Annotated in this window: 24 protein-coding genes (1 of these 24 only partly in view); 5 read left to right on the top strand and 19 right to left on the bottom strand. The window is 43.0% G+C overall.

The features are described 5' to 3' along the window. Nucleotides 1-2,053, top strand: the 3' portion of a protein-coding gene (locus tag QGN29_RS09035) for a methyl-accepting chemotaxis protein (RefSeq protein ID WP_310797532.1). 134 nt of this gene lie to the left of the window's left edge; the window shows 2,053 of its 2,187 coding nt (coding positions 135-2,187); its start codon lies beyond the left edge, outside the window; it ends in the stop codon at nucleotides 2,051-2,053. A 126-nt stretch (nucleotides 2,054-2,179) separates the two neighbouring features. After that, nucleotides 2,180-3,355, top strand: a complete 1,176-nt coding sequence (locus QGN29_RS09030; protein WP_310797531.1) for a glycosyltransferase family 4 protein — start codon at nucleotides 2,180-2,182, stop codon at nucleotides 3,353-3,355. On the opposite strand, the gene QGN29_RS09025 is transcribed toward QGN29_RS09030, so the two are convergent. Next, nucleotides 3,352-3,780, bottom strand: coding sequence for a CBS domain-containing protein (locus QGN29_RS09025; RefSeq protein ID WP_310797530.1), 429 nt, complete (start codon nucleotides 3,778-3,780; stop codon nucleotides 3,352-3,354). The two genes, QGN29_RS09030 and QGN29_RS09025, sit on opposite strands and share 4 nt — an antisense overlap. Before the next feature lie 179 nt (nucleotides 3,781-3,959). On the opposite strand from QGN29_RS09025, the gene QGN29_RS09020 reads away from it, so the two are divergent. The 3 genes from QGN29_RS09020 to QGN29_RS09010 are packed head-to-tail and all read left to right on the top strand — an operon-like array spanning nucleotide 3,960 to nucleotide 5,729. After that, nucleotides 3,960-4,214: a hypothetical protein gene (locus QGN29_RS09020; protein WP_310797529.1), complete on the top strand. Its 255-nt coding sequence runs from the start codon at nucleotides 3,960-3,962 to the stop codon at nucleotides 4,212-4,214. A gap of 3 nt (nucleotides 4,215-4,217) precedes the next feature. Further along, the gene (locus QGN29_RS09015) at nucleotides 4,218-5,345 is read left to right on the top strand and encodes a mechanosensitive ion channel family protein (protein WP_310797528.1); all 1,128 of its coding nucleotides are present in this window, start codon (nucleotides 4,218-4,220) and stop codon (nucleotides 5,343-5,345) included. 12 nt (nucleotides 5,346-5,357) lie between these two features. Next, entirely contained in the window at nucleotides 5,358-5,729 is a 372-nt protein-coding gene (locus QGN29_RS09010; RefSeq protein WP_310797527.1) for an acyl-CoA thioesterase, read from the top strand. A 12-nt stretch (nucleotides 5,730-5,741) separates the two neighbouring features. Here the strand turns inward: QGN29_RS09010 and panD are convergent, their stop codons facing one another. The 18 genes from panD to QGN29_RS08920 form a co-directional block, all read right to left on the bottom strand. Next, on the bottom strand, nucleotides 5,742-6,209 hold the full coding sequence (gene panD / locus QGN29_RS09005; RefSeq protein ID WP_310797526.1) for an aspartate 1-decarboxylase: 468 nt from the start codon (nucleotides 6,207-6,209) through the stop codon (nucleotides 5,742-5,744). Between the two features lie 134 nt (nucleotides 6,210-6,343). After that, the gene (locus tag QGN29_RS09000; protein ID WP_310797525.1) at nucleotides 6,344-7,270 is read right to left on the bottom strand and encodes a hypothetical protein; all 927 of its coding nucleotides are present in this window, start codon (nucleotides 7,268-7,270) and stop codon (nucleotides 6,344-6,346) included. A gap of 78 nt (nucleotides 7,271-7,348) precedes the next feature. Then, nucleotides 7,349-9,193 carry a dihydroxy-acid dehydratase gene (gene ilvD / locus QGN29_RS08995; protein ID WP_310797524.1) on the bottom strand — a complete coding sequence of 615 codons (1,845 nt, stop codon included), beginning with the start codon at nucleotides 9,191-9,193 and terminating at the stop codon, nucleotides 7,349-7,351. A gap of 165 nt (nucleotides 9,194-9,358) precedes the next feature. Beyond that, entirely contained in the window at nucleotides 9,359-9,769 is a 411-nt protein-coding gene (locus tag QGN29_RS08990) for a helix-turn-helix domain-containing protein (protein WP_310797523.1), read from the bottom strand. A gap of 260 nt (nucleotides 9,770-10,029) precedes the next feature. Then, nucleotides 10,030-12,708, bottom strand: coding sequence for an aminopeptidase N (gene pepN, locus QGN29_RS08985; protein WP_310797522.1), 2,679 nt, complete (start codon nucleotides 12,706-12,708; stop codon nucleotides 10,030-10,032). Between the two features lie 2 nt (nucleotides 12,709-12,710). After that, nucleotides 12,711-13,202: an Lrp/AsnC family transcriptional regulator gene (locus QGN29_RS08980; protein WP_310797521.1), complete on the bottom strand. Its 492-nt coding sequence runs from the start codon at nucleotides 13,200-13,202 to the stop codon at nucleotides 12,711-12,713. A 23-nt stretch (nucleotides 13,203-13,225) separates the two neighbouring features. Further along, nucleotides 13,226-13,675 carry a DoxX family protein gene (locus QGN29_RS08975; RefSeq protein ID WP_310797520.1) on the bottom strand — a complete coding sequence of 150 codons (450 nt, stop codon included), beginning with the start codon at nucleotides 13,673-13,675 and terminating at the stop codon, nucleotides 13,226-13,228. A 29-nt stretch (nucleotides 13,676-13,704) separates the two neighbouring features. Next, nucleotides 13,705-14,505 (bottom strand): HvfC/BufC family peptide modification chaperone, encoded by an 801-nt coding sequence (locus QGN29_RS08970; protein WP_310797519.1) that lies wholly within the window; start codon nucleotides 14,503-14,505, stop codon nucleotides 13,705-13,707. Further along, nucleotides 14,502-15,359 (bottom strand): MNIO family bufferin maturase, encoded by an 858-nt coding sequence (gene bufB / locus QGN29_RS08965; RefSeq protein WP_310797518.1) that lies wholly within the window; start codon nucleotides 15,357-15,359, stop codon nucleotides 14,502-14,504. Before bufB ends, QGN29_RS08970 begins: the two co-directional genes overlap by 4 nt. A 66-nt stretch (nucleotides 15,360-15,425) precedes the next feature. Beyond that, nucleotides 15,426-15,716, bottom strand: coding sequence for a BufA1 family periplasmic bufferin-type metallophore (gene bufA1 / locus QGN29_RS08960; RefSeq protein WP_310797517.1), 291 nt, complete (start codon nucleotides 15,714-15,716; stop codon nucleotides 15,426-15,428). Nucleotides 15,717-15,896: 180 nt separating this feature from the next. Further along, a complete protein-coding gene (locus QGN29_RS08955; protein WP_310797516.1) occupies nucleotides 15,897-19,268 on the bottom strand; it encodes a hypothetical protein in 3,372 nt (1,123 codons plus the stop codon). Then, nucleotides 19,255-19,935: a flagellar motor protein MotB gene (locus QGN29_RS08950; protein WP_310797515.1), complete on the bottom strand. Its 681-nt coding sequence runs from the start codon at nucleotides 19,933-19,935 to the stop codon at nucleotides 19,255-19,257. The genes QGN29_RS08955 and QGN29_RS08950 overlap by 14 nt, the downstream gene beginning before the upstream one ends. Next, a complete protein-coding gene (locus QGN29_RS08945) occupies nucleotides 19,922-20,638 on the bottom strand; it encodes a hypothetical protein (protein WP_310797514.1) in 717 nt (238 codons plus the stop codon). The genes QGN29_RS08950 and QGN29_RS08945 overlap by 14 nt, the downstream gene beginning before the upstream one ends. 62 nt (nucleotides 20,639-20,700) lie before the next feature. Further along, the gene (locus QGN29_RS08940) at nucleotides 20,701-21,342 is read right to left on the bottom strand and encodes a protein phosphatase CheZ (RefSeq protein WP_310797513.1); all 642 of its coding nucleotides are present in this window, start codon (nucleotides 21,340-21,342) and stop codon (nucleotides 20,701-20,703) included. Between the two features lie 25 nt (nucleotides 21,343-21,367). Further along, nucleotides 21,368-22,030, bottom strand: a complete 663-nt coding sequence (locus tag QGN29_RS08935; protein WP_310797512.1) for a MotE family protein — start codon at nucleotides 22,028-22,030, stop codon at nucleotides 21,368-21,370. Nucleotides 22,031-22,075: 45 nt separating this feature from the next. Further along, the gene (locus QGN29_RS08930) at nucleotides 22,076-22,531 is read right to left on the bottom strand and encodes a DUF6468 domain-containing protein (RefSeq protein ID WP_310797511.1); all 456 of its coding nucleotides are present in this window, start codon (nucleotides 22,529-22,531) and stop codon (nucleotides 22,076-22,078) included. Between the two features lie 79 nt (nucleotides 22,532-22,610). After that, the gene (gene fliM, locus QGN29_RS08925) at nucleotides 22,611-23,759 is read right to left on the bottom strand and encodes a flagellar motor switch protein FliM (RefSeq protein WP_310797510.1); all 1,149 of its coding nucleotides are present in this window, start codon (nucleotides 23,757-23,759) and stop codon (nucleotides 22,611-22,613) included. 40 nt (nucleotides 23,760-23,799) lie between these two features. Then, the gene (locus QGN29_RS08920; protein WP_310797509.1) at nucleotides 23,800-24,414 is read right to left on the bottom strand and encodes a flagellar basal body-associated FliL family protein; all 615 of its coding nucleotides are present in this window, start codon (nucleotides 24,412-24,414) and stop codon (nucleotides 23,800-23,802) included. Between the last annotated feature and the right edge of the window lie 250 nt (nucleotides 24,415-24,664).

The following is a 24,664-nucleotide window of genomic DNA, read 5'->3' as shown; positions in this document are numbered from 1 at the left end:
GGGAATCACAGCGACCAAATTACATCTACAAAGCCAATTGATTCAGAAGCCCATATTAGAAATACGAGAAAATGTCACAGAGGAACTAAGGGTTCTAGCTCTGGTCTCGATCGCGGAAATCAAAGGACAAACAACCAACCTTCAGCAAAAGATAGACAATTTGGCGATGAAAGAGGCACAAACAGATATGGCCATTGATGCCTTTAAAGATCTTGTCCAAAGCTCTCTCTTGCACAGAACATTACAAGAGCGAGCCAGAAAGGCCAACAGTGAAATAATTCAGTTACATACTGCATTGAAGCAAGCCAGGCGGCGGATACGTGCAGATTACACCTTTGTTTCAACCTATTTGCCCGCCTATTATGCGCTCATGGATATGGCTGCAAACCATTATCTTTTTATCAGTAAAACAATCAATGAACCCACTCTAGCCAGTTATTATCTGCTCAATTACGCGGCTACTGACATTCTAAACCAGACTGAAAGAGCGCGCATTATATATGGAGCACTTTACCAAGCCCGCAAACTACCGTCACCCATCACGACAATTTCTGCCTATAGTACGCTCAAATCCACACGCGATCAGTTAGCCTTTATGAAAATAAACGCCCGCCCTGCTGAATTAGCTCTTTTAACCAAGGCCTATAGCACTGTCGACTGGGCAAGCATCGAAGCCATAGAAGGCGAATCGCTTAAAAAACCTGGAGATGTGACAGAAAGTCTTCTGACAGTTAATCATGTTGAAGATGCTTTACTTTCTTTATCCCGCGCTCACCGACAAGTCATAGAGAGCCTCAGGAGCAACGCTACAGCATATAACGATGCGCTTTTAATTTCAGCTCAAGTTCGCTTTTATTTATCTTGCCTCTTAATAGGAGCGCTCACGCCGCTCTTCTACAAAAGCCTCACACAGCTCACAGCGCAATTGGTTAAGCCGCTTACTAAAATAAAAGAGCAACTCATTTGTCTGTCTGAAGGGACTGCCTTGGAAGAATATTCAGGGTCGTCAATGTTTCCTGATATGAAAGAAATTCTCAAGGTTATTGATGGGGTACAACAAAGACTTCTGGAAAAGGAACTAAAGCTTGAAGCTTTGGAAGAGGAAATCACGATTATGAGCCGCCCTCCTGAAGATCCCATAACGTTAATTGGAGAGAATTCATTTGCCATCGATGAAGTTCGTCACACCCAAGAACAATCAGAAAATGCTCAGCTCGCCCTTTCCATTGCTTCTTTTGAAGAATCACTCTCAGAAGCCCTATCGGGACTTCATAACTGTGGCGATCAGCTTTTTGTCTTTAGCGAGACACTTCAAGAAACAACTGAAACGACCATGACACTCAGTCAGGAAACCACAAAATCTATAGAGATATCCTCTACGAATATTAGACAGGTGGCTTCTGCAACTGAAGAGATTACCTCTTCAATACGAGATGTTGGCACTCAAATGCAGGAAACTAACTCGATAGCCATTCAATCAACCAAGGAAGTGGATATGGCAGAAAAACATGTGTCGGATCTTGTTTCTGTTTCAGAGAAAATTGGCAGCGTCATAAGCTTAATCACAGACATAGCCGAGCAAACTAATCTTTTAGCCTTGAACGCAACCATCGAAGCTGCAAGAGCCGGTGAGGCCGGGCGCGGTTTTGCTGTGGTTGCAAGTGAAGTAAAAAATCTGGCCAGTCAAACTGCAAAAGCCACTGAGGACATCTCAAATCAAATTCTTAACGTACAGCATGCTTCAGACAATACGGCAAAGGCTGTTTCTTTGATTAAGGACGGGATCATAAAAACCAGTAAGATCACTTCAAGCGTAGCGTCTGTCGTTGATGAACAGAATGTTGCAACTGAGGAAATCAGCCGAAGCATTAAACAAGTCTCAAGCATGGCGAGCCAAGCCTCTGATACAGCCTCTTTCGTTTCTTCTGAAAACAATAAAAACTTGACGATTGTGGAGGATCTTAATGCATCTATTCAAAATATTATAAACGCCTCGGATCATGTCAATTCTATCTTTGATGCCTTCAAGAAGGAATTAACAGCCGTGAGTTAGGCTAAGTCATCCAATATGCAAGAGAGCCTATGGGGCTCTCTTTTTTTTTGCTATGTGAAAATGTTGTCTTTATAAGGAGTGCAAAGGGGTCTTCATAAAGAAGATACAGAGGCTGGATGAAAAACGATGACATCAAAATCGTACAAGATACTCTATCACCATAGAACTCTCGCTTTGGATGGTCAGAATGTGCATATCACTGAAATGCTTAAAGCTTTTCGAGCTGCAGGCCATGAAGTTCATGTTGTCTGCCCTGCGCCTCAAGACAAAGGCGGTCAAGAAAAAGCCTCCCTCTTTAATAAAATAAGAGGTCTCGTCCCAGCGTTCATCTATGAACTGGCTGAAATCGCCTATAGCTACCGGGCCTATAAAAAATTACTCAAGGCCCATGAAGAATTTCAGCCAGACTTTATCTATGAACGATATAATTGTTTTACTTTATCTGGAAAATGGCTTCGAGAGAAAACTAAAACTCCCTTAATCATGGAAGTGAATGCACCGCTTGCTGACGAGAGACGCCGTCATGGAACTCTCGCCCTATACGGTACTGCAAAAAAGCTAGAGGCAGAAATCTGGCAGTCTGCAGATAAAATCATCACTGTTTCTGATGTTTTGTCAGGTCTTGTGGCAGAGACAGGTGTCTCAAAGGACAAAATTGTCAGCATGCACAATGGGATCGACCCTGATAAATTTGATAATATTGATACTGATACAGGCCAAATGGTACAGTGGTATAATCTTTTTGGTAAAACCATACTTGGATTTACCGGCTATATAAGAGATTGGCACAAATTAGACGATGTCATTCGGTTAATCGCAACTGAAAAAGAAAACCATAATTTACATCTAATGGCTGTTGGGGATGGGCCTGCCGTTGCGGACTGTTTAATCTTGGCAAAAGACTTAGGCATCGAAGACAGAGTTACTTTTACTGGCGTTGTTGCAAGAGAGAAAGTAGCAGATTACGTGAATTGTTTTGATATTGCCTTACAGCCTGCGGTCACTGAATATGCCAGTCCCTTGAAAATTTTTGAATATCTTGCCCTTTCAAAACCTATCATCGCCCCCAGACAAGCCAATATTGAAGAGATTTTAACTCACGGCGTAGACAGTATTTTGTTCGACACGCGAGATCATGCGGGCCTGCACGATGCTATAATGCATTATGTTGAAGACCCTAAGTCTCGCCAGAAAGCGGCAAAAGCGGCACGACAAACGTTGGAAGATCGGTCTTTTTATTGGTCCACGAATGCCAAAAGAACCATTGAGCTTGCAAGCCCTCTAGTGCGAAGGTCTGATTAGGCCGATGTAATATACTGTTTCAGAGCTTCCGCTTCGTGTTCTGTTTCACTAATCCGTTCTTTCACAACATCACCAATAGAGATGACTCCAATTATTTTACCCTCTTCTTCAACGGGAACATGTCGAATTCTACGCTCAGTCATCATTTCCATTAGATCATGGATACTATCAGTCCCTGTACATGTCACCACGGAACGAGTCATTAAGCTCTCGACCTTGTCCCCTAAAACATCACCGCCTCTGATTGAAAGGCCCCTAATAATATCTCTTTCCGAAATAATGCCCGCCAGAGTGTCGCCCTTCATAACAAGAACTGCCCCAACACGGCGCTCGCCCAGTAATTTAGAAACATCGAGAACACTATCATCCTCTGCAATAGAAATAATTTGATTGCCTTTTTCGCGCAGGATCTGCTTTACAGTCATATAAGTCTCCTCTGTTGGTATTAAACAAACAGCGGAGAGTGCAATCAACCGCTGTGATGATTACTTGAAACTTACGCATGATGAGTATGCATTATTTTCCTTCTATTGGAAAGAAAAGGCTTTATATCATACTTTATTTTATAGGGTTTTTCCCATAAGAGTAGTAGAAAGAGAAACAAATGCTAAAATATCTAACCATTGCTTTTTTGTTATTCATGGCTGGCCTGTCTTTTTGGTTCATGTATTCTGTGTGGACAACCTTTGATGATGTAGACATTGGCTTTCATGGGTCGTTTGCTCTTGGAATTGGTGTCTTTTTCACACTGCTTATTGGATTTGGGTTAATGGCCCTTTTATTCTTTAGTGCACGCAGAGGGCATGATATGTCAGCCTATGATATTTTAGACAAAGATGAAGATAAGAAAGAGGGATAAACAATGGAAACAGCTCTCCAAGAATTTTGGGGTCTTGTATTAGATGTCTGGTCAAATGGTATATACGGGTTTGATGTCTCTCGCGTCTTGCTCGGGTGTACTATTCTTATCTTTTTCATTGTCTTAAGGGATTTGTTTTCTCGTATTGTCGTGAGCCGCATTCGCGCTTTCGTCAATAAAACAGAAAATACAATTGATGATGCAATTGTTGATACCCTCGAAGCGCCCATTCGCCTTGTACCCGTTGTCCTTGGTGTTTTCCTCGCAACAAGCTATCTCGACCTTCCTGAAAGTTACATGGATATGGTAGCAAATATTAATCGATCTTTGATTTCCTTCACCATTTTCTGGGCCTTGTTTAGAGCAACAGGCCCGCTGGCGGAAATGATTGAATCAAGCGGAGGTCGTTTTCTTACGGTTTCCATGATTGGCTGGGTAACCAAAGCCATGAAAGGCGCTTTCTTTCTACTGGGTGCTGCAACAATTCTCGAAATTTGGGGCATTCAAGTTGGTCCAATTATCGCAGGCCTTGGCCTTTTTGGGGTTGCTGTTGCTCTGGGAGCGCAAGATTTATTCAAAAACCTAATAGCTGGATTATTCATTTTGGGGGAGAAACGTTTTCATATTGGAGACTGGATTTTAATCCCAGGTGTTGTTGAAGGTACAGTAGAAGATATTGGCTTTAGAACGACGCGCGTGCGACGCTTTGACAAAGCACCAGTCTATGTGCCAAATACAAAATTAGCTGATCATGCAGTGACAAATTTTTCGCGAATGACCTACCGCAGAATCAAGTGGGTTATTGGGGTTGAATATAACACCACTGAACAGCAACTAAGGAATATACGCCAGGCCATTGAGACCTATCTATCTGAAAACAAAGCTTTTGCTCGCCCAGAGGAAACATCAACTTTTGTTAGAATTGATCATTTTGCTGACAGTTCCATAAATATCCTACTCTATTGTTTCACAAATACGACCAATTGGCTTGAATGGCTAGAAGTGAAAGAAGAACTGCTCCTTAAAATTAAAAACATAGTGGAATTTAACGATGCCAACTTCGCCTTTCCAAGTCAGACACTCTATGTGGAAAGCTTAGGCGACGATGTCGAATCTTTCCCAAAGAAATAAAAGGATTATCTCATGAGTATCATTGATAGAGAAGTAACTCTGCGTGTCTCGCCTATGGCTGCCGATTTAAACATCAACGGCAATATTTTTGGAGGGTGGGTGCTCTCCCAAATGGATATCGCCGGAGGCATCGAGGCTGCGGCTGTCGCAAAGGGCCCTGTCGCCACAGTCGCAATTGAGAGCATGCAATTTATTTCGCCCATCAATCTGGGGGAAGTGGTCAGTCTTTATACAAAGACCATTAAAAAAGGAAAGACATCAATGGTGATTAAGATTGATGTCTATGCAACATCTTGGCATGACCATTCTGAACCAAGAAAAGTCACTGAAGCGAATTTCATTTTTGTTGCTGTGGATGAAAACGGTCAAAAACGGCAGCTATAAAGCTAAGGAATATCAACCTCCCTCGCCTTTAACAGTTTCGTATATTTCACCTTCTCGGTTCGCCTCCGGTTTACCCAGTTCACTGAAGGCCGGCGTTCTATATTCGTCCTTGCCGACAATCTTGTTGTTTGAATCCACATGAACGGCTCTTGAAATACGACCAGGCAGTTGATCGGCCGCTACCATTTCATAGCCCATTATAATGGCAAGATCGCCCTTGCTAAATTGGTGTGCGGCTGCCCCGTTCAAGCAAATAACGCCGCTGCCTTCTGTTCCTTCAATAATATATGTCTGGATACGTTCACCGTTCGTTATGTTGACCACATCAACTTGCGTATGCGGCAGCAATCCACTGGCCCGTAAGAGAACAGGATCCACGGTAATAGATCCAACATAGTCCAATTCTGCACCTGTCACAGTGACGCGGTGTAATTTTCCATACATAAAGGGCCTTAAGGCACTGTCCAAAGGTAAAGACATCTCTGATCCTTTCTGATCATTCATAAAGCACCAGATAAGATAAAATACCCTGAAAGGCAACTGGATTTATGTCCAAGAGAAAAGGCCCTGCACTAGCAGAGCCTTCAGGTCATTTAACGCCTAATTTACTGAGATTATTTCTTAGATCCATAACCAGGGCCATCATTCTCGTCAGAGTCGTCAATCTCACCCTCTAGGCTGTCTGCTACCCCGTCCGATTCAAGAGGAGCTTGATATTCAATATCAGCTTCTGCAGGCGCGCACATGCGGTGCCTAACCCCGTGTGCGATGGCAATTGCAGCATAAGAGGGCATGGCAAGAACCAGTGATAGAATGATCATCAACATTATTGATCCTGTAGCAATCGCCAACAATTGAGGCACTAACGTGATCAAATATATGAAAAAGAGCACTATGGCAAAATCACCAGTATGCGGTGTTTCATAACTGCTGTGCTGATCATCAAGGGCGGTTTTCGTCAAATTCGCAGAAAATACGGCATAGACAAAACTAATGGCAAACATCACAATGGCATTGAATGTCAGAATAGTAAGCGTCATTTGCTCTTGCATCTGCGCACTCATAGCCGTCATTAACCCTTCGACAGTTGGGGTGAATTCTGGTGTTGGTTGATTAAGCGACTCTAATCCAAAAATATCTACGCCTACAAAAGATAAAATGAAAGAGATCACTAGTGAAACAATAGCGAGAAGTAGAGAGATAAAGAAAAATTTGATCCCATTCACAAGTCCGGACGATAAAAGCGCTGACCAACTGCCTATAGCCCGATCAACACCAAGCGCTCCGAGGCGCACAAAATAATTAAACAAAGCCCCATAAAAGGTCAGCATAAAGATAAGTAAGAGTACGACAACTACAAATAAAGTGAGTGCTGAAGGTGGATTATTCTCAATCCCCCCACCAGATGTTACTGAGGTGAATAATACAGCGACCACTGCAATGACCACTATAAGGCCAGCCAAAATCGCAAAGATTCGTATAATATGATTAAGTGTTATGCCAAGTGTTTCACTTAGGGCATTGCGAATTGTAAAGGACATAGGACCCCCTCCGAATATAAAAAATGTCAGATCACCCTATAGGATCTGACATTCATATTAAAGATAAAATATAAGGACTTAGTCAATCTGACGTACAGCCCCTTTTGAGGCACTGGTTGTCAACATTGCGTAGGCCTTCAGCGCTGTTGTTACCTTCCTTGGACGTGGATGCACGGGCTGCCAAGCTGCCTTACCCTTTGCTTCCATCACCTCTCTTCTTTCTTGAAGAACGGCATCAGAAATGACAACGTTGATCGATCTCGCTGGAATATCGATTTCGATAGTATCGCCCTCTTCTACAAGGCCAATCGCCCCGCCTTCTGCCGCTTCAGGACTAGCGTGACCGATTGAGAGACCACTTGTGCCACCACTAAAGCGACCATCAGTAAGCAAAGCGCACTCTTTCCCAAGTCCCATAGATTTTAGATAACTGGTCGGATACAGCATCTCTTGCATTCCTGGGCCGCCGCGAGGGCCCTCATAGCGAATAATAACCACATCGCCTGCGACAATTTCATTCCCAAGAATAGAGGCAACCGCTGCATCTTGACTTTCAAAAACACGTGCACGTCCAGTGAATTTCCATATGCTTTCATCCACACCAGCGGTTTTAACAATACAGCCTTCTTCAGCAATATTTCCGAAAAGAACCGCCAAGCCCCCTTCTTTGCTGTAAGCGTGCTTAACAGAGCGAATACATCCCTCTTTTCTATCCAAGTCTAAGGAGTCAAACCTTTTATTCTGAGAGAAGGCCACTTGCGTTGGAACACCTCCTGGTGCTGCCTTAAAAAACCGGTGCAATTCTTTATCGTTATTCATTTTTACATCGCACACATCTATGGCATCTCCCAAAGTCGGTGTATGGACTGTGGGGCTCTCTCTATTAATAAGTCCGCCGCGATCAAGTTCTGATAGAATAGCCATAATGCCCCCCGCTCTATGCACATCCTGAATATGATATTTTTCAGTCGCGGGAGCAACTTTACAAAGATTTGGTACTATTCGAGATAAGCGGTCAATGTCGTCCATTGTAAAGTCAATCTCGGCTTCTCGTGCTGCCGCTAAAATATGAAGCACAGTATTGGTTGATCCTCCCATAGCGATATCAAGAGCCATGGCATTTTCGAAGGCTTTAAAATTTCCGACATTTCGCGGCAAGACTGCGTCATTCTCATGCTCATAGTAGTCTCGAGTTATTTCAACAATGCGTCGTGCAGCCGTCAAGAATAGATGTTTTCTGTCCGCATGAGTCGCAAGTGTTGTCCCATTCCCAGGCAGAGCAAGTCCTAAGGCTTCCATAAGGCAGTTCATTGAATTTGCAGTAAACATCCCAGAGCAAGAGCCACATGTTGGGCAAGCAGATCGCTCAATCTTAGCAACTTCCTCATCAGAGATTTCAGGATTAGCTGCATCAACCATCGCATCCACAAGATCTAGTTTTCGAATGCTACCATCTTCATAGTCAGCTTCTCCAGCCTCCATAGGACCGCCAGAAACAAATATAGCTGGAATATTCAACCGCATCGCAGCCATCAACATGCCCGGAGTGATTTTATCGCAGTTTGAAATACAAATCAGGGCATCGGCACAATGCGCATTTGCCATATATTCAACACTATCAGCAATAATCTCTCGGCTGGGAAGACTATAGAGCATACCGTCGTGCCCCATGGCGATACCATCATCAACAGCAATGGTATTAAATTCTTTGGCGATTCCCCCAGCTTGTTCGATTTCACGAGCGACCAATTGCCCCATATCTTTTAAGTGAACATGACCCGGCACAAACTGTGTAAAACTATTGGCCACGGCAATGATCGGCTTTTGAAAATCTTCATCTTTCATGCCGGTTGCGCGCCATAAGGCCCTCGCCCCTGCCATATTGCGACCATGGGTGGATGTTCTTGAACGATACTCAGGCATAAAGAGGCTCCAACTCTAGAAATAAACACAACTTTACGCGTTTATAACTTTGGCATTTCTTGATGTCGACAATAAAAGGAATGATTTTTAAATTATTTTTGAAATATTATTTCAAAACAAAAAAGCCAGCATAAAGCTGGCTTTTCAATTCTATGCAGACAAAAGCTACATGCCGTATTCATCAACTCCCGAAGAGAGGAGACGGGCAAGACCCAACACTTTCTTGCGGATACGGGGATCATTGATACGGTAATAGGCTTGTACCAATTCCTGTGTTTCTTCACGCTGGAATGTGTCTTCATCCAAGACTACGCTATCAGAATATCCAGGCAAGGAAGTTTCTGCGCCTTCAAAGAAATAAGCAACGGGTACGTCTAAAGCGGTTGCCATTCGAAACAGTCTGCTTGATCCAATCCTATTCGTGCCGCGTTCATATTTTTGAACCTGCTGAAAAGTCACTCCCAATTCTTCGCCCAATTGAGTTTGACTGAGTCCCAACATCTTACGACGAGCGCGTACCCGACCCCCGACATATGTGTCGACTGGATCAGGGGACTTTAGTTCTAAATCATTCATTATTATATCCTAATTTATCATCACGGTGATATAACTATAATACTTTATATGGTATTGATACAACCAAACAAACAATTAAAGTTGTATTGTTTGCATTTTGAATGTGTATCGTGAGACCCTAATCTTCCTATAGTTATGCAACCCTTATACAATCTAATCGAATAAATCAATTTATAATCATGAATGCCATTATTATACCCCATAAAAGGGATTTCAGTATTTCCATCCAGCCAATACGATCTAAATAGTTGATATCTTACTTATTTTTTCAACCCCTCATAGGCCTTGCTTGCCATTTCATACACCGGCTTACTAAGCCCCTCTTTTGCTAAAATCCGTTTCAACTGCTTGCCAATCAAGACTTGCCGCTCTTTATCCAACTTATGATAGCGGCCAAGCGGCGTTAACATACGAGCTGCAACTTGAGGATTAATATCATCTAATTTCAAGATTGCATTTGCCAAAATTTCGTACCCCTTGCCGCATCGTCGGTGAAATGCACTTAAGTTCCCCATGGTAAACATCCCAATTAAGGAGCGTATTCTGTTGGGGTTTGTATAGGAAAAGTCTCTATGATTTTGCAGAAGAGCAATCTCAGAATGAACATTCTCATGTGTTGAAAGAGCCTGCGCAGCAAACCATTTATCAACAACCAGTTCATCTTTTCGATAGGCCTTATAAAAATGGCGAATAAGCTGTTTACGCTTGCCAATTGAACTATGAACCAATGCTTGAAGCGCAGCCAATTTATTCGTCATAGTGGTACTGTCCTGAAACTGGTCCACAATCAATCTATTCTCAGCATGTCCCCCAGTTTTCGCCATATATGATAAACAGACATTTTGAAGACGTCTAAAATGAACAGCTTGTTTATCCCCCTTCAAGGACAGACTTTTAGCGGCACTGCGCGAAGATAAATAAACAGATTGAAGTGACTTTCTCAATCGATGGGCAATCTTTTTTCCTAAGAACTGACGCGCCTCAAAAACAGCATCAATACTTAATCGCTTCATGGAACTGATACAATCATTCTCGCTGGGCATAGAAAGTATCGACGATATCAAAGCAGGATCACGTTCATAAGCTTCCAGACATTGTCCAAGGCTTTTGATTAATTTGTTGGAAACTGTCTTCGTTTGTGACGCTTCAATTTGCTCCGCAATTTTATAAACTTCTTTTTTCAGAAGCAGGTCGCTCATTTCAACGCGGTTGAAGGAATCGGTATCAAAATTCAGTATAAAATATTGCTGTAATTCTGACAGTGTGGTTTCCATCTCCACAGGAGCAGAGAAGCCTCTCAACAGGCTTGGTACAGCTGTAGGCTCAACCCCTTCAAAAGTAAATTCATCAGCCCCTTGGGTCATCATTAGTAAAAAGCTGCCATTCCCGAGAGGTCGGATATTAGAGCTTAGGCCCTGCGCACTTAAGCAATCTCCATGCTCCGTAGCAAATCCCATGACAATAGGAATTACCATAGGTTTTTTCATATCCTGACCAGGGGTAGAAGGAACAGTCTGCGACACGGAAAGAATAGTTTTACTGCCTTGCCCTTTTTTTACATCAACTTTAATTTCTGGGGTCCCTGCCTGAGAATACCATAATCTAAACTGCCTCAAGTCAAAGCCTGAGGCATCTTCCATTGCTTGAACAAAATCTTCACAGGTAACTGCAGAGCCATCATGTCTTTCAAAGTATAAGTCCATACCTTTTCTAAAAGCAGCCTGGCCAATAATGGTTGCCATCATTCGAATAACTTCAGCCCCTTTATTATAAACAGTCGCTGTATAAAAGTTATTGATTTCAATGTATTTTTCAGGTCTGACTGGGTGTGCAAATGGTCCTGCATCTTCGGGGAACTGAGCGGCGCGCAAAGCCTTTACATCATCAATCCTCTTAATCACACGTGACCCCATATCACTGGAAAATTCTTGATCACGGTACACCGTTAGCCCCTCTTTCAAACTTAATTGAAACCAGTCGCGGCATGTCACGCGGTTACCTGTCCAATTATGGAAATACTCGTGTCCTATCACACCTTCAACATGTGCAAAATCAGTGTCTGTTTCAGTGTCTGGACTCGCTAAGACATATTTCGTATTAAAGACATTCAAGCCTTTATTTTCCATCGCTCCCATATTGAAGTCCGAAACTGCAACGATATTATAAACATCAAGATCATAAGCCAGTCCGTATGTTTCTTCATCCCATTGCATGGACCGTTTTAGTGCACCCATAGCATAATCACATTTAGCTTGATCCTTCTCAAGAGTATAAATATTGAGGGTTACATCCCGCCCTAAAGAAGTGTGAAACTTATCTGTCAAGCAGGCCAGGTTGCCAGCAACAAGTGCAAAAAGATAGGCTGGCTTTGGATGCGGATCATTCCATATGGCATAGTGATATCCACCCGCAATCTCACCTGCACCCGCAGGATTGCCATTAGAGAGCAAGACCGGATAGTCTTCCATTAAGGCTTCAATACGAACAGAAAAAACTGACAGCACATCTGGTCGATCTGGATAATAAGTAATATGTCTGAAGCCTTCAGCTTCACACTGGGTACAAAAATTACCACTGGAAAGATATAGACCTTCCAGGCGTGTATTTTCTTGAGGGTTAATGGAGGTGACAACAGTGAGTTCGAATGACTTAGGCGCATTATAAACCCGCAAATGCTCTTCAGAAAGGTCATAGTCTTTTTCTGCCTCTAAAAGCACACCGTCCATGTGAAGAGAGAGAAGAGACATATAAGGCCCGCCGTTAAGCTCGAGGACGGTCGAAGCCTGTCCTAATCTTCTACACGACAGTTTAGACGTAACTATTGTCTCTGCTGGAGAGAGCTTAAAAGTCAGAGCAATTGTATCAATGGCAAAAGGATAGGCGGCATAATCAGCCAAAAGTATTTCTTTAGGCTGGGTATCAATCACATCAAATTTCATGCTTATCGTCTCCGACGTCTCGGTGTTGGGGAATCCATCATATAGTCTAGCGGAACAGCTGTGGTATATTTAATCCGTTCCATAGCGAAACTACTATTCACATCAGAGAGCTCGACACTAGATATTAATCGTTTGTAAAAAGTATCAAAAGCCGCCATATCGGGCACGACAACACGCATGAGATAATCAACCTCGCCGCTCATACGATAAAATTCTACAACCTCATCATACTCATCTATAGCCTTGGAAAATTTCCCAAACCAATCGATATTATGTTGGTTTGTTTTAATGGCAATAAACACATCAAGTGGGACATTTACTTTCTCACGATCAACAATTGCTACACGTTTGGTAATAAACCCCTCAGACTCTAAGGATTGAATCCGGCGCCAGCAGGGCGTCGTAGAAAGTCCTACTTTTTCAGCAATTTCAGCTGTAGATAGGGTTGCATCTTCTTGTAAGAGTGCTAAAATTTTGCGATCTATATCGTCCATTACAATACCTCTCGATCCGTCGATTAAACAGCCTTAACTGTTTTCTTTTCTATGGTTATTCTATCCAGTGAGATAGCCCCACCGCCTCGTAATACAAGGAATACAAGTACAACAGCCCACATCAAATGGTCCGGCCAACTTGTTGGATAAACAAATATCTGGATGACTGCTGTCATGCCCAGCAACATGGTCGCACTGACCCTTGTCATGAAGCCCGCAATCAACAATAGGGGTAAAAAAGTTTCTGCATATATGGCCATATGGGCTGCAAGATCGTATGGCAGAAGAGGAAGCGCATATTCATTTTCAAAAAGCAGATATGTAGTCTCAGATGGCTCCAGGAAACCTTCATCGACTTTAGTTCTGCCTGATTTCCAAAAAATATAAGCGATCCAAAGCCGTGCAATGAGATTTATATCAGGTGCAGGAAGGGACTCTAATTTCCTAACAAGCGAGTTATAGAATTCAACCATATTATAATCCTTTTATCGACCCTGAGGTCTTAGTATATAAATATACCCTTTTCAAAAAGTGATGCCATCACCGACCCTAAAGAATCTTTTCCAAATTCTTCAGCGTTTTTAAGATATATTTCACAGCGTTGCTCGACCCCATTCTCTTCACCCTTATAGGACAAAAAATCATATTCAGATTGGCTTAAGGAATGCAGAAACACATCTCCTTCCACATTGATCACAAGGATATTCTGCGGATTATCTGCCATTTCAATCCCATCAAAATCAAGTTGGCCCGTTGCTGCAAGCCACATGTCTATAATAGGCCATCGACTACAAAAAGCAATTTTAGATTTTGTAATTTTTAAGGAATTATTTTCCAACAATATTTTTGATTGTGATAATTTTTGCCATTCAACTGGGGATATTGGGATTGATTCAGGCATTTCCTGTACATAATCTATCGCAGCTTCGGCCCTCAGCATATCTGCTATAAAGGGATAGTCTTGTGCCTTATCAAAGCCAAGCCAAAAGTCAGCAAAGCGCGGTGCGTAGGCAGATAACATTGGTGCTGATGGTAATTCAGTTTTCACGAACTCCCGTGCGACAGCTCTAATAAAATCATCCCCCGTCATAGAAGAAGTCACTGGAAAACTGGATACAATTGTATCAACCAGAGAAAGGTGTACGTTATTCTGATGGATCTGAAGACGTTCCGAAGGCTCAAAAAGTCCCCCTTGTATATAATCTTCAATGTCACTTTCTTCACAGGAAGGATTAGAAAGCCTTTTTGTGAAATCCTTTTGCAGACTTGCCAAGTCATAGGGAGAGCGAAATTCATCTGTCATAATAAGGCCTCGCGCTGAGAGGGAGGCACATTTATAAGCGCGGCCGCTTTATCTGCTTCTTCCATAAAGACTGAAAAATCAGGTAAATTACTATCCCATTCAATGAGCGTCGCACCGCCAATGCCACCCTCGAGAGCATATTTGTACAAACTCCAGACCTCATCAGCGACGCGAGACCCATGATCGTCTATCAATAGTGTGCGTCCGTCGATAATTTTTGTTGCATGCCCTGCAAGGTGAATTTCTTTTACTGCACCCAGATTGATCTCCCGAAGGAAGGTTTTGGCACAATACTCCAAGTTTGTTGCTGAAACATAAATATTATTAATGTCCAGCAAAAGACCGCAACCTGTCTTGTGTGCCATTTCATTGAGAAATTCAGCTTCGCCCATATTTGAGTGCGTATAGGACAAATAGCTTGAAGGATTTTCAACAAGTAACTGCCTGCCAAGGACATCTTGAACCTCTGAGATGTTTCTACAGACGACCTCAAGACATTCTTCATTCAATGGTAAGGGAAGAAGGTCATTTAAATAGGCCCCATGACTTACGGACCATGAGAGATGATCAGAAACCAGGCAGGGGTTTATCCATTCAACAAGATGCTTGAAACGCCGCAGATGATCTTTGTCTAGTCCTTCAGCACTTCCAAGTGATAAGCCAACGCCATGAACTGATATATCATAGTGCTCACGAATAGTTTGAAGCGCACGAATATGAGGCCCGGCAGGCATCATATAATTTTCAGCATGGATTTCAAAAAAGTCCAAACTTGGCATTGCTGAAATAATCGCATCGTAATGATCAGATTTTAAACTTACTCCAAGGGGAAGATCTGAGTGACGCTTGTGCATAAAAATTCCTAAAAAAAGGCGCTCAGAGTGAAAACCCTGAACGCATAATTCTTACCTTGATAAGGATTAGCTACGAGGCTTACCTACACTGCTTTTCGCAAGTTTCTTGCAAAGATTCATTGGCATATATACCCACTCGTCCGCAGCGTTGTCAGCTTTTGCTTCACCTGCGCATGAGTGATTTTTTGTTTGGCAATCATTCTTGCCTTTCGCTGCTACACCGTAGCACTTTACTTTCTTGCCTTTGCCTTTTTCGATAACGTTAGACGATGAAGCTGATGCTGTCGCTGTCGCCATTGAAAGAGCCAATGCCATCGCACCTGTTGCAACTACTGCTTTTTTAAGTGTGTTTTGCATGATGTCCTCCATATGCAATTATTGTTTAACCCAAATTGGTTGGTTTGTTTCAACACCCTGATCATGGCCCAGGCTTCGCAAAAAAGATAATCATATCCTCATCACCTTTTTGTGAAGGAAATGTAGACATGACTATCTATATAATAAATATATGGTTTTTAAAATTTCGCAGGCTGCAAATTATTGAGATTGTGCAGATTTATCAGAGAAATCTTTATTATAATCACGCATGAATGTACGCAGTTTATTGATACTTGCAATCTGTTCCACAATACTGTTGAGCTCTCCACCAGAAAGATCCTCTTGATTCGTCAATAGCTCAAAAGCAGTATTCAAGTCACCTACACGCATCTGAAGGCCATAGCGATCTCGCATTTCTTTTAATCCTTCACGATCTCGATTAAATGCCATGGCAATACAAGATCGAATAAGGAACAGGCGGCTTTTCGAATCAAGCATTTCGTTACGACGCCAGCTATCTCCTAACAGCACTCGGGTAGATGTAACAACCTGTTCATAATCCTGTGCTCCCCAGTAAAGGTCTGCTCTTAACTCTTTAGCCATAGAAGACCCATCATCTTCAAGATGAACTTCCGCTTCTTCATAGCGACCTAGTTCAATCAAGGCCTTGGCTTCAACCCAGCGTCTTTTGTCAATAATATCCTCAGGCAGGCCCATTTGCTTCGTTGCGCGAATAATGTCTAAAGACTTCTCAGGTTTCTTATCTAAGATATAAACACGGGCTAAATCAGCCGCTAAACTGGCCTTCGCAGACTGAGTTTCAACTCGCGTTGTAATTAAGTGTAGATAAAGATTAGCCGCATCGTCCAGCAGATCCATCTGCTCAAGGCGGTCCACAAGATTAATAACAATACGGTCACCATCGGGCCCCTTTGGGTTATGTTCTTGATATTGGAAGAACATAGCTACTGCGCGACTAGCAGGGAGACTGTTCGCCTCACCATTCAAGAATAGACGCTTAAAGAGATTACGCATGCGCTCAGGAAAGCGATGTTTTGTTGCTTCAGAACGAAAATAAATTGTTCCATATTTTAAGGCATCAAAAGCCATGTTATAATGCTTTTTCTGTTCATAAAGTTCAACGAGTTTAGACTTCACTAACCCTTCAAACTTTGGCCCTCTCCAGGCGAATGACAATCGTTCGAGTTCTGCAATAGCTTCATCATCCGAAATATCCTTCATCTTTAGATTATGCATCACTCTACTAAATCGAGCATATGCAGATAATCTTCGATCAAGTGACGAAGAAACTTCATCAAAATACCCAAGAGCCTCAGACTGACGCCCCTGTGCTTCTGCAAGTTTTCCTCTAAGATATTTGCCTTCTGTCACTTGACGCTCTCGAAGGTTATCCGTTTTCATTTCCTGAAAGAGATCAAGTTCCTGCTGGGCCATACGGAAATTTTCTTCAGCAAGAGCCGCACGTATCACGGCCAGTTGAATAGAGGCACGGTCGGCAGGCACATAGCCTCCAATCACATCTTTACCACGTCTGTAATGGTCCAGTGTGTCCTTAAAAGCCCCGCGGCTTTCTTTAATTTTCGCCCGCCAAAGCTCGATATCCTGCTCACCATTCAAGGTTGTCTTAAAGAGATCTGCTCCAGATTCAGCCATGCGCCCCATTCGGTAATTTGCAATACCTCTTACAGCAAGGAAGTCCCCTTTACGTTCAATTGTGGGATCGTCTTCAACCATCAATCCTAACAAACCAAGAGATTCCGTCGGACGGTTATGTGCTAAGTAGAACCGAGCTAGGTCCCATCTATATTTATTTCTCTGTTTCCGCTCTGCAAGAGAGAGCTTCAACATAAGTCGTGCACGGTTTTTCTTATAATCTCTTGTCGAGCCTATGCGCCAAGCATCAAAATCAACTAGTTTTTGCGCTAAAATTGCAGACATCTCTCCAACTTTTGACAAGACCTCGGTTTTAATGGCAACGCCTGTTCTAAAACGGTTGATAATAACTTTGTCTGATAAGGGTTCAATTGCAATGCCTTGAGCGGTTTTCATCAAGATAGCTTCAGCATAATCCCTCTTAGAAGAAAGACCTCTTCCCATACCTAAAAGAGGTAAAACAACCACTTCATCCCCAATTGTTGGGTCTTCAAAGGTAAGCTTATTTCCAATTTGATTGGCTTCAACAAAGATATGATTGCCATTCAGCGTATCGTTTCTACGCTGAGGTAAAAGAGGGAAGCGTGGCCGTGTCGGCGTATCTTTAAGTTGTAGAACCCATCGATCTTCAATAACTTCCATGACAATATTTTGGTTTGCCGTGATCGCCATGCGTAAGATGGTTGCGTCTTTATGCTCAACGGGATAAACCCCTTGCACGCGCCCCTCAAGAATTTTCTTGGCTTCAAGCATCCCGCGGTCATCAATATTCATTTTACCATCAAAGACAATCCAAAGATTACCATAGCGCTCAAAAGCAGCTGCTGGAACAATTCCTGGCATATTGAATATGAAAGAAACGCCTGACAAATCAGGCAGACTATTCACATCCACTGACAATGTACCGCCGCTACCCGCTATGCCATCATTGGTTTCAAAGATAACCCCTTTAGACTTTTTCGTGACAGTCAGTTGGACATCCATATCCTGGCCATCCGTCACAGCTTTAGATTCGCCTTGCGTATATTCAGGTCCTTCCAGAGCTTCTTTTTTCTTGTCGTCCTGAGGCTTCTTATCGTCTTTAGGTTTTAATTCAGTCGTCGAAACAAGGTTGCTTAAATCACGATCTTGCTTTGGTTTTTCTTTCTGGATTATCTCTTCATCAGGTTTTTTTACGGCCGCGGCGGCTGAAGGGGGCTCATCCCCTACAGGAGGCACATTAGCATCTGACGTTGATTGATTTTCTGTACGATTTTCTGGTGTAGCCCCGCTCGTAGCCGGCGCACCTTGCGTTGTAGCTGCATTAGACTCTTCTGGCGTAGCCGCGGTGCGAGCTTCAGCTGTATCTGGCGTAGATGCAGGCCTTGAACTGGATGTTTGTGCCGGTGTAGGGCTCGTGACTTGTGGACGCACAGTTCCCTGAGCCAGCCTCTCTCGCATACGACGGGTACGATCTCTCACAAAAGCTGGCGTCACAGGATATATATCTAAATACACAGACGTTCCCCGACGATATTGTCTAGGGTATGCCTCAGCATTCACTGTGAAACGGACTGTCGTTGTTGTCGTTGTGCCAACAGATGATGGAGCCGTAAAATTCGTCATGCCAGACTGTACAGCACCCGTAAAGGCAGGCTGAAAAGAGGCCTCAAAGATAACTTCGAGCGTTGTACCTGTCTTAACAACTTGAAAAGGAACTTCGACTGGAAAATCAAAAATCAACCGCGTGAAGCCATTTTGCTCACTCCCTCTAACAGGGACCTGAGCCTGTGCTTGAGAGGCAGTAACCGCAGAATTTGCTGAAGTGGCACTGCCTGCAAGGGCAGGTAGCGCTGTCATCAAAAGGGCAGCAACTACTGTTGATTTAACAGTGTAAGACATGCGTCCTACGCCTGATACTTTGTTAAAGTATTTCATAAATACCTCGCTTCACACCTTCGTCCAGAACTTTAATTTCAATCCGCTCTTTCGATCCAGATCTTTCTTCTCGGCCAATTATGGTCATCGCCCCTTTAACCCCTCTATTATCGAAAACAGCAGCAACAGACCTCGCCATTGCAATTGCCTTTTCACTTGGGTTTCTATAAGGCTCCAGAAATTGAGCATCCTGAGGACTTATACCATTAATTATAATGTTATTTGGCAATTGCGCCAATTTTATGCCCAACTCAATAAATTTCTTCGCTTGGTCTGGTGAAATAAGATGATCGGATTGAAGAAAAATATTTTCCGCAGGGATTGTCATCACCAATTGATTGTTTACGAGATCAAAAGATCCGCCCCTAAACAAAGGATCATCCTTCAAACTATTTTCAAAGAGTGTTGCTAAATACCTAACATTTTTACCGCGGATCTCAGAAACAGCTGACTTACGACTATCATCTTCGACTTGAACCGCAGATTCTTTAACACTGAACTGCTGCTTCATTGAGTCCACAAGACTCTCCCAGCCTGCGCTTTGAACAGTATTCATTGAGAAGAGCAGGACAAAGAAGGTCAACATAAGAGACATGAGGTCAACAAAGGTCACCGTCCAGGCTGAACCCTCTGAGTTCTCATAAGGATCTTCCTCATTCTGAGTCATGAGTATTCCCCTCAATCTCAATTACCGAACCAGAGAGAGCAGAAAGCCTCAGGCTCACTGGCTGTTTATGCCGAAAAACGAAAAAGATAGTATTACTCTTCTCTTTAACTAATCCTGATGTGAATTTTAATTTTCCGCCGTGAGTTTGCTCAATTGTTTTTCTCAGAGACTCTGACCGCATGACCGCGAATTGATCGGGCCTCGTTTCATCTGCACTCAGAATTCCTGTACCAATGCCGTATAGAATGAATAATTCTTTAGATCCCCGTGTTGCCGCTTCAAAGGGTTCAAGAATATCTTGTATAATCGCCTGTTTTTCTCTGTTCAAAATTAGAGAACCCCGAGCAAAAAGCTGATCAGCATCGATTGCTACACGCAGGACATTTCCACCTTCTGAACCAAAACGTCCTTCGATGTTCAGGGATGATTTCAAACGTTCATTAACTGCTCTAAGAAAATTATCGTCCCGAGCTGCGGGAAAGTCATTCTGAGCCACCTTTTCGCCAGACGTTTCCGTGGCGAGCTCTTTAAAGCTAGAATTAACGCTTTTCATCACTTCAGAAGATTTATTGGTAGAAGGCTCTGACAAAGCCGTCAGAACAATGAAAAAACCCAATAGAATTAAGTAAAGAGCTAAAAACATGCCCAGCGTAGAATTACCGCCAGACTCTTCAGAGGAAATGTTTCTATTTGAATGTGACATCAACTCTTTCATAGGACTAATCGGCCTTCAAAAAGATATTCAAAATTCCATGCTGTGCGTGATTAATCAAAACTCGCAAGCAATGCATCAATATCCGCTTGAGAATTACCTTCTCCATCAAGTTGTGGTCCATGAAGAAGGGCTTCATCATTTACAACATCTCCGCCCTCGTCAAAGACTTCTTCTTCTACTGTTTCCACGTAATCATCCCCGATTGCCTCTGCAAGGGCGATTAATTTATCTTCAAGATGGTCAAGTGTTGAAGCAACTTTGTTAATACGCTGGCCGGTGATGTCCTGAAAACTACTTGCCTCAAACAAATCGGTAGACAGCTTCATTAGAGTGTCCGCCTGGTCTCCCTCCATTGAAAAGGCAATTTCAGACAGCGTATCAGCAGCGTCCATAACAGTCCCAGCAGCAGCTTCTGTATTTTCCACAACAGCAGACAGTTCATCAGCAGCTCGGGGAATATCGACAGCCGATAAAGACTTAGGTCGCATAGACCCTAACTCATCGCGAGCCGCGGTAATGAAATCTAAGAGCTCCTTCAACTCACCTGCAATATGCTGTATATCGCCGGCTTGAGATGTTCCTGAAACGAGTGAAGAAACGACTTCCCCAACAGTATCAATAGGAATTTCTTCCCCATATTGTTCTTTTACTGCTGAAATTCGATCATCAAGATCAACCACTGAATCCGTCATATATTACTCCCGCCCCTACTCTCACTTATTGCAATGCAATTGAGGCATCTGGCTTCGCCATTTCAGCCATGCTTGTCGTCAGCTCTGAAGCTTGCAATGCAGGCATCAACTCAAGAATTTTTGAAAATTTCTTCTCGGGCATGTTGCTCGCGACTTTCAGCAGCGTTGCTAAATCCTTTTGCTTAAGCTCAACAAAAATTGGCGCAGCTCTTTTGGGATTCATATTAGAATACATAGCTACCAATTTATTCAACTTGTCCTTCTCATGCTTTTCAAACTCGCCCAGAAGAATTTTGATCTCTCCACGAATACGTTCAAGATCTTTAATCTTAAAATCAATGTCTTGCTCAACTTTCAACAGAAGCTTTTCTTTCAGGTCAATTGAACGTTCTCGCTGATCGATCTGAGCGCTTCGTTGGCGCAACTTCTGGAGAATGTTATCTTCCTCTGTCGAAGACAGATCATCCCCATTCACGATATCATCCAAATCAGCGGGTTGATTATCATCTTTTTTGTCAGCAGCAGGCTTATCGTCTTTTTTCTCAGGCTTATCTTCTTCCTGATTTTCTTGTGCGACCACTGGAGCATTCATGAGCTCAACACCAGTCCATACACTTGAAACCTTCAATACCAAAGCAATTAGGGATACAATTATTAACGTCGGAAACAGCTTAACGTTACTCAGCATCATTTTATCCTCTCGTCCAATCCAGACTTGTTTAATTCTTTTTGGCTAGCGCGCTTCTTTTAGAGCTTCTAGCAATTGTTTTTGTTCTGACTTCACTTTTTTCTTAGGCTGACTTCCAAATAAATCTGCCTCGCTCTTTTCACTGACTGTATGCAGCGGATCAGAGCCTTTTCCAGATTCCTTCGTCAATCGTTGCTCAATCCGATCGGCCAAATTATTACCAGCCTCTGTGATTAAAAGCAGCTCATCAGATAACACTTTGGCCTTTTTAACCTGTGTCTGAAGCTGCTCTTCAACCTCAACGGCTGTATGTTTCAATTGCCCTACGCTGCGCTGCGCTTCTATGACAGCCGTATTCAGCTCTTGAACAATCGCCTTCATCTCATCCTGTCCGCTTCGGATCGCGTTCAATTTCTTGTAGACGACCATGCAAGCACCAATTGCCGCAATAAGCAGCACAGCTAGAACACCATCAATCACCAAAGCCAAAAGCGGAGTCATACTCTCTATTCCTATACTAACAAACTAGGGTTACCGAAAAATTAACAAATTTCTCAAATTCATCAATACTATAACCGGTTTACTCTTTTGTTGCTAGTCTTTCTGCAGCCCGGCGTACTTGGATTGCAACATGCTTACCCGCCCGTCCGATGGACCCACTGAACATTGGAACATCGCCGCATTTGATAACCACCTCATCATTGGGCGTTTTATTGAACACCAACGTTTGTCCTATCTGGAGATCCATAACATCCTTCAGAGACATAGTCTCTTCGTCCATAATGGCATTCAATTCCACATTAGCTTTCCACAATTCAGTAGCCAAATGACTTTCCCAAATTGAATCTCGGCCAAACTTTTCCCCCATAAACCGCTGTAAGAGAAGTTCACGAATAGGCTCTAAAGTCGCATAAGGGAAAAGGATTTCAAGCCGACCGCCTCGATCTTCCATATCCACTCTCAATTTAATGAGTACAGCGGCGTTAGGCGGGCGTGCAATGGTTGCAAAGCGTGGATTGGTCTCTAGACGGTCAAAGACAAAATTCACTTTTGAGAGAGGCTCAAAGGCACTACACATATCTTTCAAAACAACTGAAACCATACGCTCAACCAGTGTCTGTTCAATGGTCGTATAAGGACGCCCTTCAATCCGCATAGCAGCTGTACCGCGGCGCCCGCCTAGAAGCACATCAACGATCGAGTAGATTAAACTCGAGTCAATTGTCATCAGGCCATAATTATCCCATTCTTCTGCGCGGAAAACCGAAAGCATTGCCGGCAGTGGTATGGAGTTTAGATAATCACCAAAACGAACACTGGTAATATTGTCGAGGGAAACTTCGATATTATCTGATGTAAAATTTCTTAGGGAGGTTGACATCATTCTGACCATACGATCGAAAATAATATCCATCATCGGCAGTCTCTCATAAGAGACAAGTGCACTATTGATTAGGGCATGAATGCCTGTGGTTTCTCCTGAACCATCGTCCCCATCAAATCCAAGAAGGCTGTCAATTTCTGTCTGATCAAGAACCCGGCCTGGCGTACTACCATCATCGTCTTCTTCCCCTTCACCACCGCCGGTGTCGCCATCATCACCTGCCATAGCTTCCCATTCGGCAGCCATAGCATCCTGATCGACATCTTCATCCTCGTCGTCCCCAGCCATGGCTTCCCATTCGGCGGCTAACGCATCATCATCTACATTTTCGTCATCATCGATCATTCTTGGTATCGTCCTTTAAACAACTACAACCCTCTTGCAACTAACCCGCACTCACAAGGAATTTAGTGAAGTACACATCTTTCACTCTTATCGGGGCAAGGGATTGATTAATTCGAGACAGGAGCTCTTCTTTAAGACGTTCTTTTCCGCGACTTCCTTCCACATCTTCTAATCTGAGTTCACTTAAGTAGGTAATAAACTCACTAATGATGAGGGCAGATTTCTGCTCTTCGATTTGTGTTTTAAACCGCTCCCGGTCCACAAGTAAGGTGACATTGACACTCAAGTAGGCCTGAGAAGAATCACCTGTGTTCAATTGAACAGTAATATCACCATCCCCGTCCACCGCATTTGAGGCTGCGGGATTATCACTATCACTCGGCAATCTTAGAGGCACATTGAATTCACCAATAACTTCTTGTATTTGAGGCTCTTCGCGTGCTTGAATTGTTTCTTGGGCTTGCTTATCCAGTCGATCAGCTTCAGTCTCTTGAGGCTTCTCATCATCGTCGCCCATTAAAGACATCACAACAAAAACAATGAGCAGAAGGACAACAACAGCCCCTCCTATAATAACAAGTTTCTTTCCGCTGAAATTCTTCTTTTCCAGTCCTTCGACTAGTTCAGCTTCACCTATCGGCTCATCTTCAGACATCTGTTGCCTTTCTTATTGCGGTCGCAAAATTACATTCATACTTAATAAGCAAATATCGAACCAACTTATAAAAACATAAATATTTTCATGATTCTAGCTTTATTTTGATAGGGTTACCATATTTTCTTATTTATAAATATCCCCTACCCCATACACAGCATTCCCGTCAGGCTCAAGGTCAAGCAGGAAAAAACATCATCGCCCTCCGGTCAATTCTACCTATAGCTGGGCAACACTCCCCCCCTGTCGT

The organism is Temperatibacter marinus, from assembly GCF_031598375.1.
Taxonomy (GTDB): Bacteria; Pseudomonadota; Alphaproteobacteria; order Sphingomonadales; family Kordiimonadaceae; genus Temperatibacter; species Temperatibacter marinus.
Note: the sequence above shows the minus strand (reverse complement) of the source record. Positions and strands in the feature narration are given on the sequence as shown.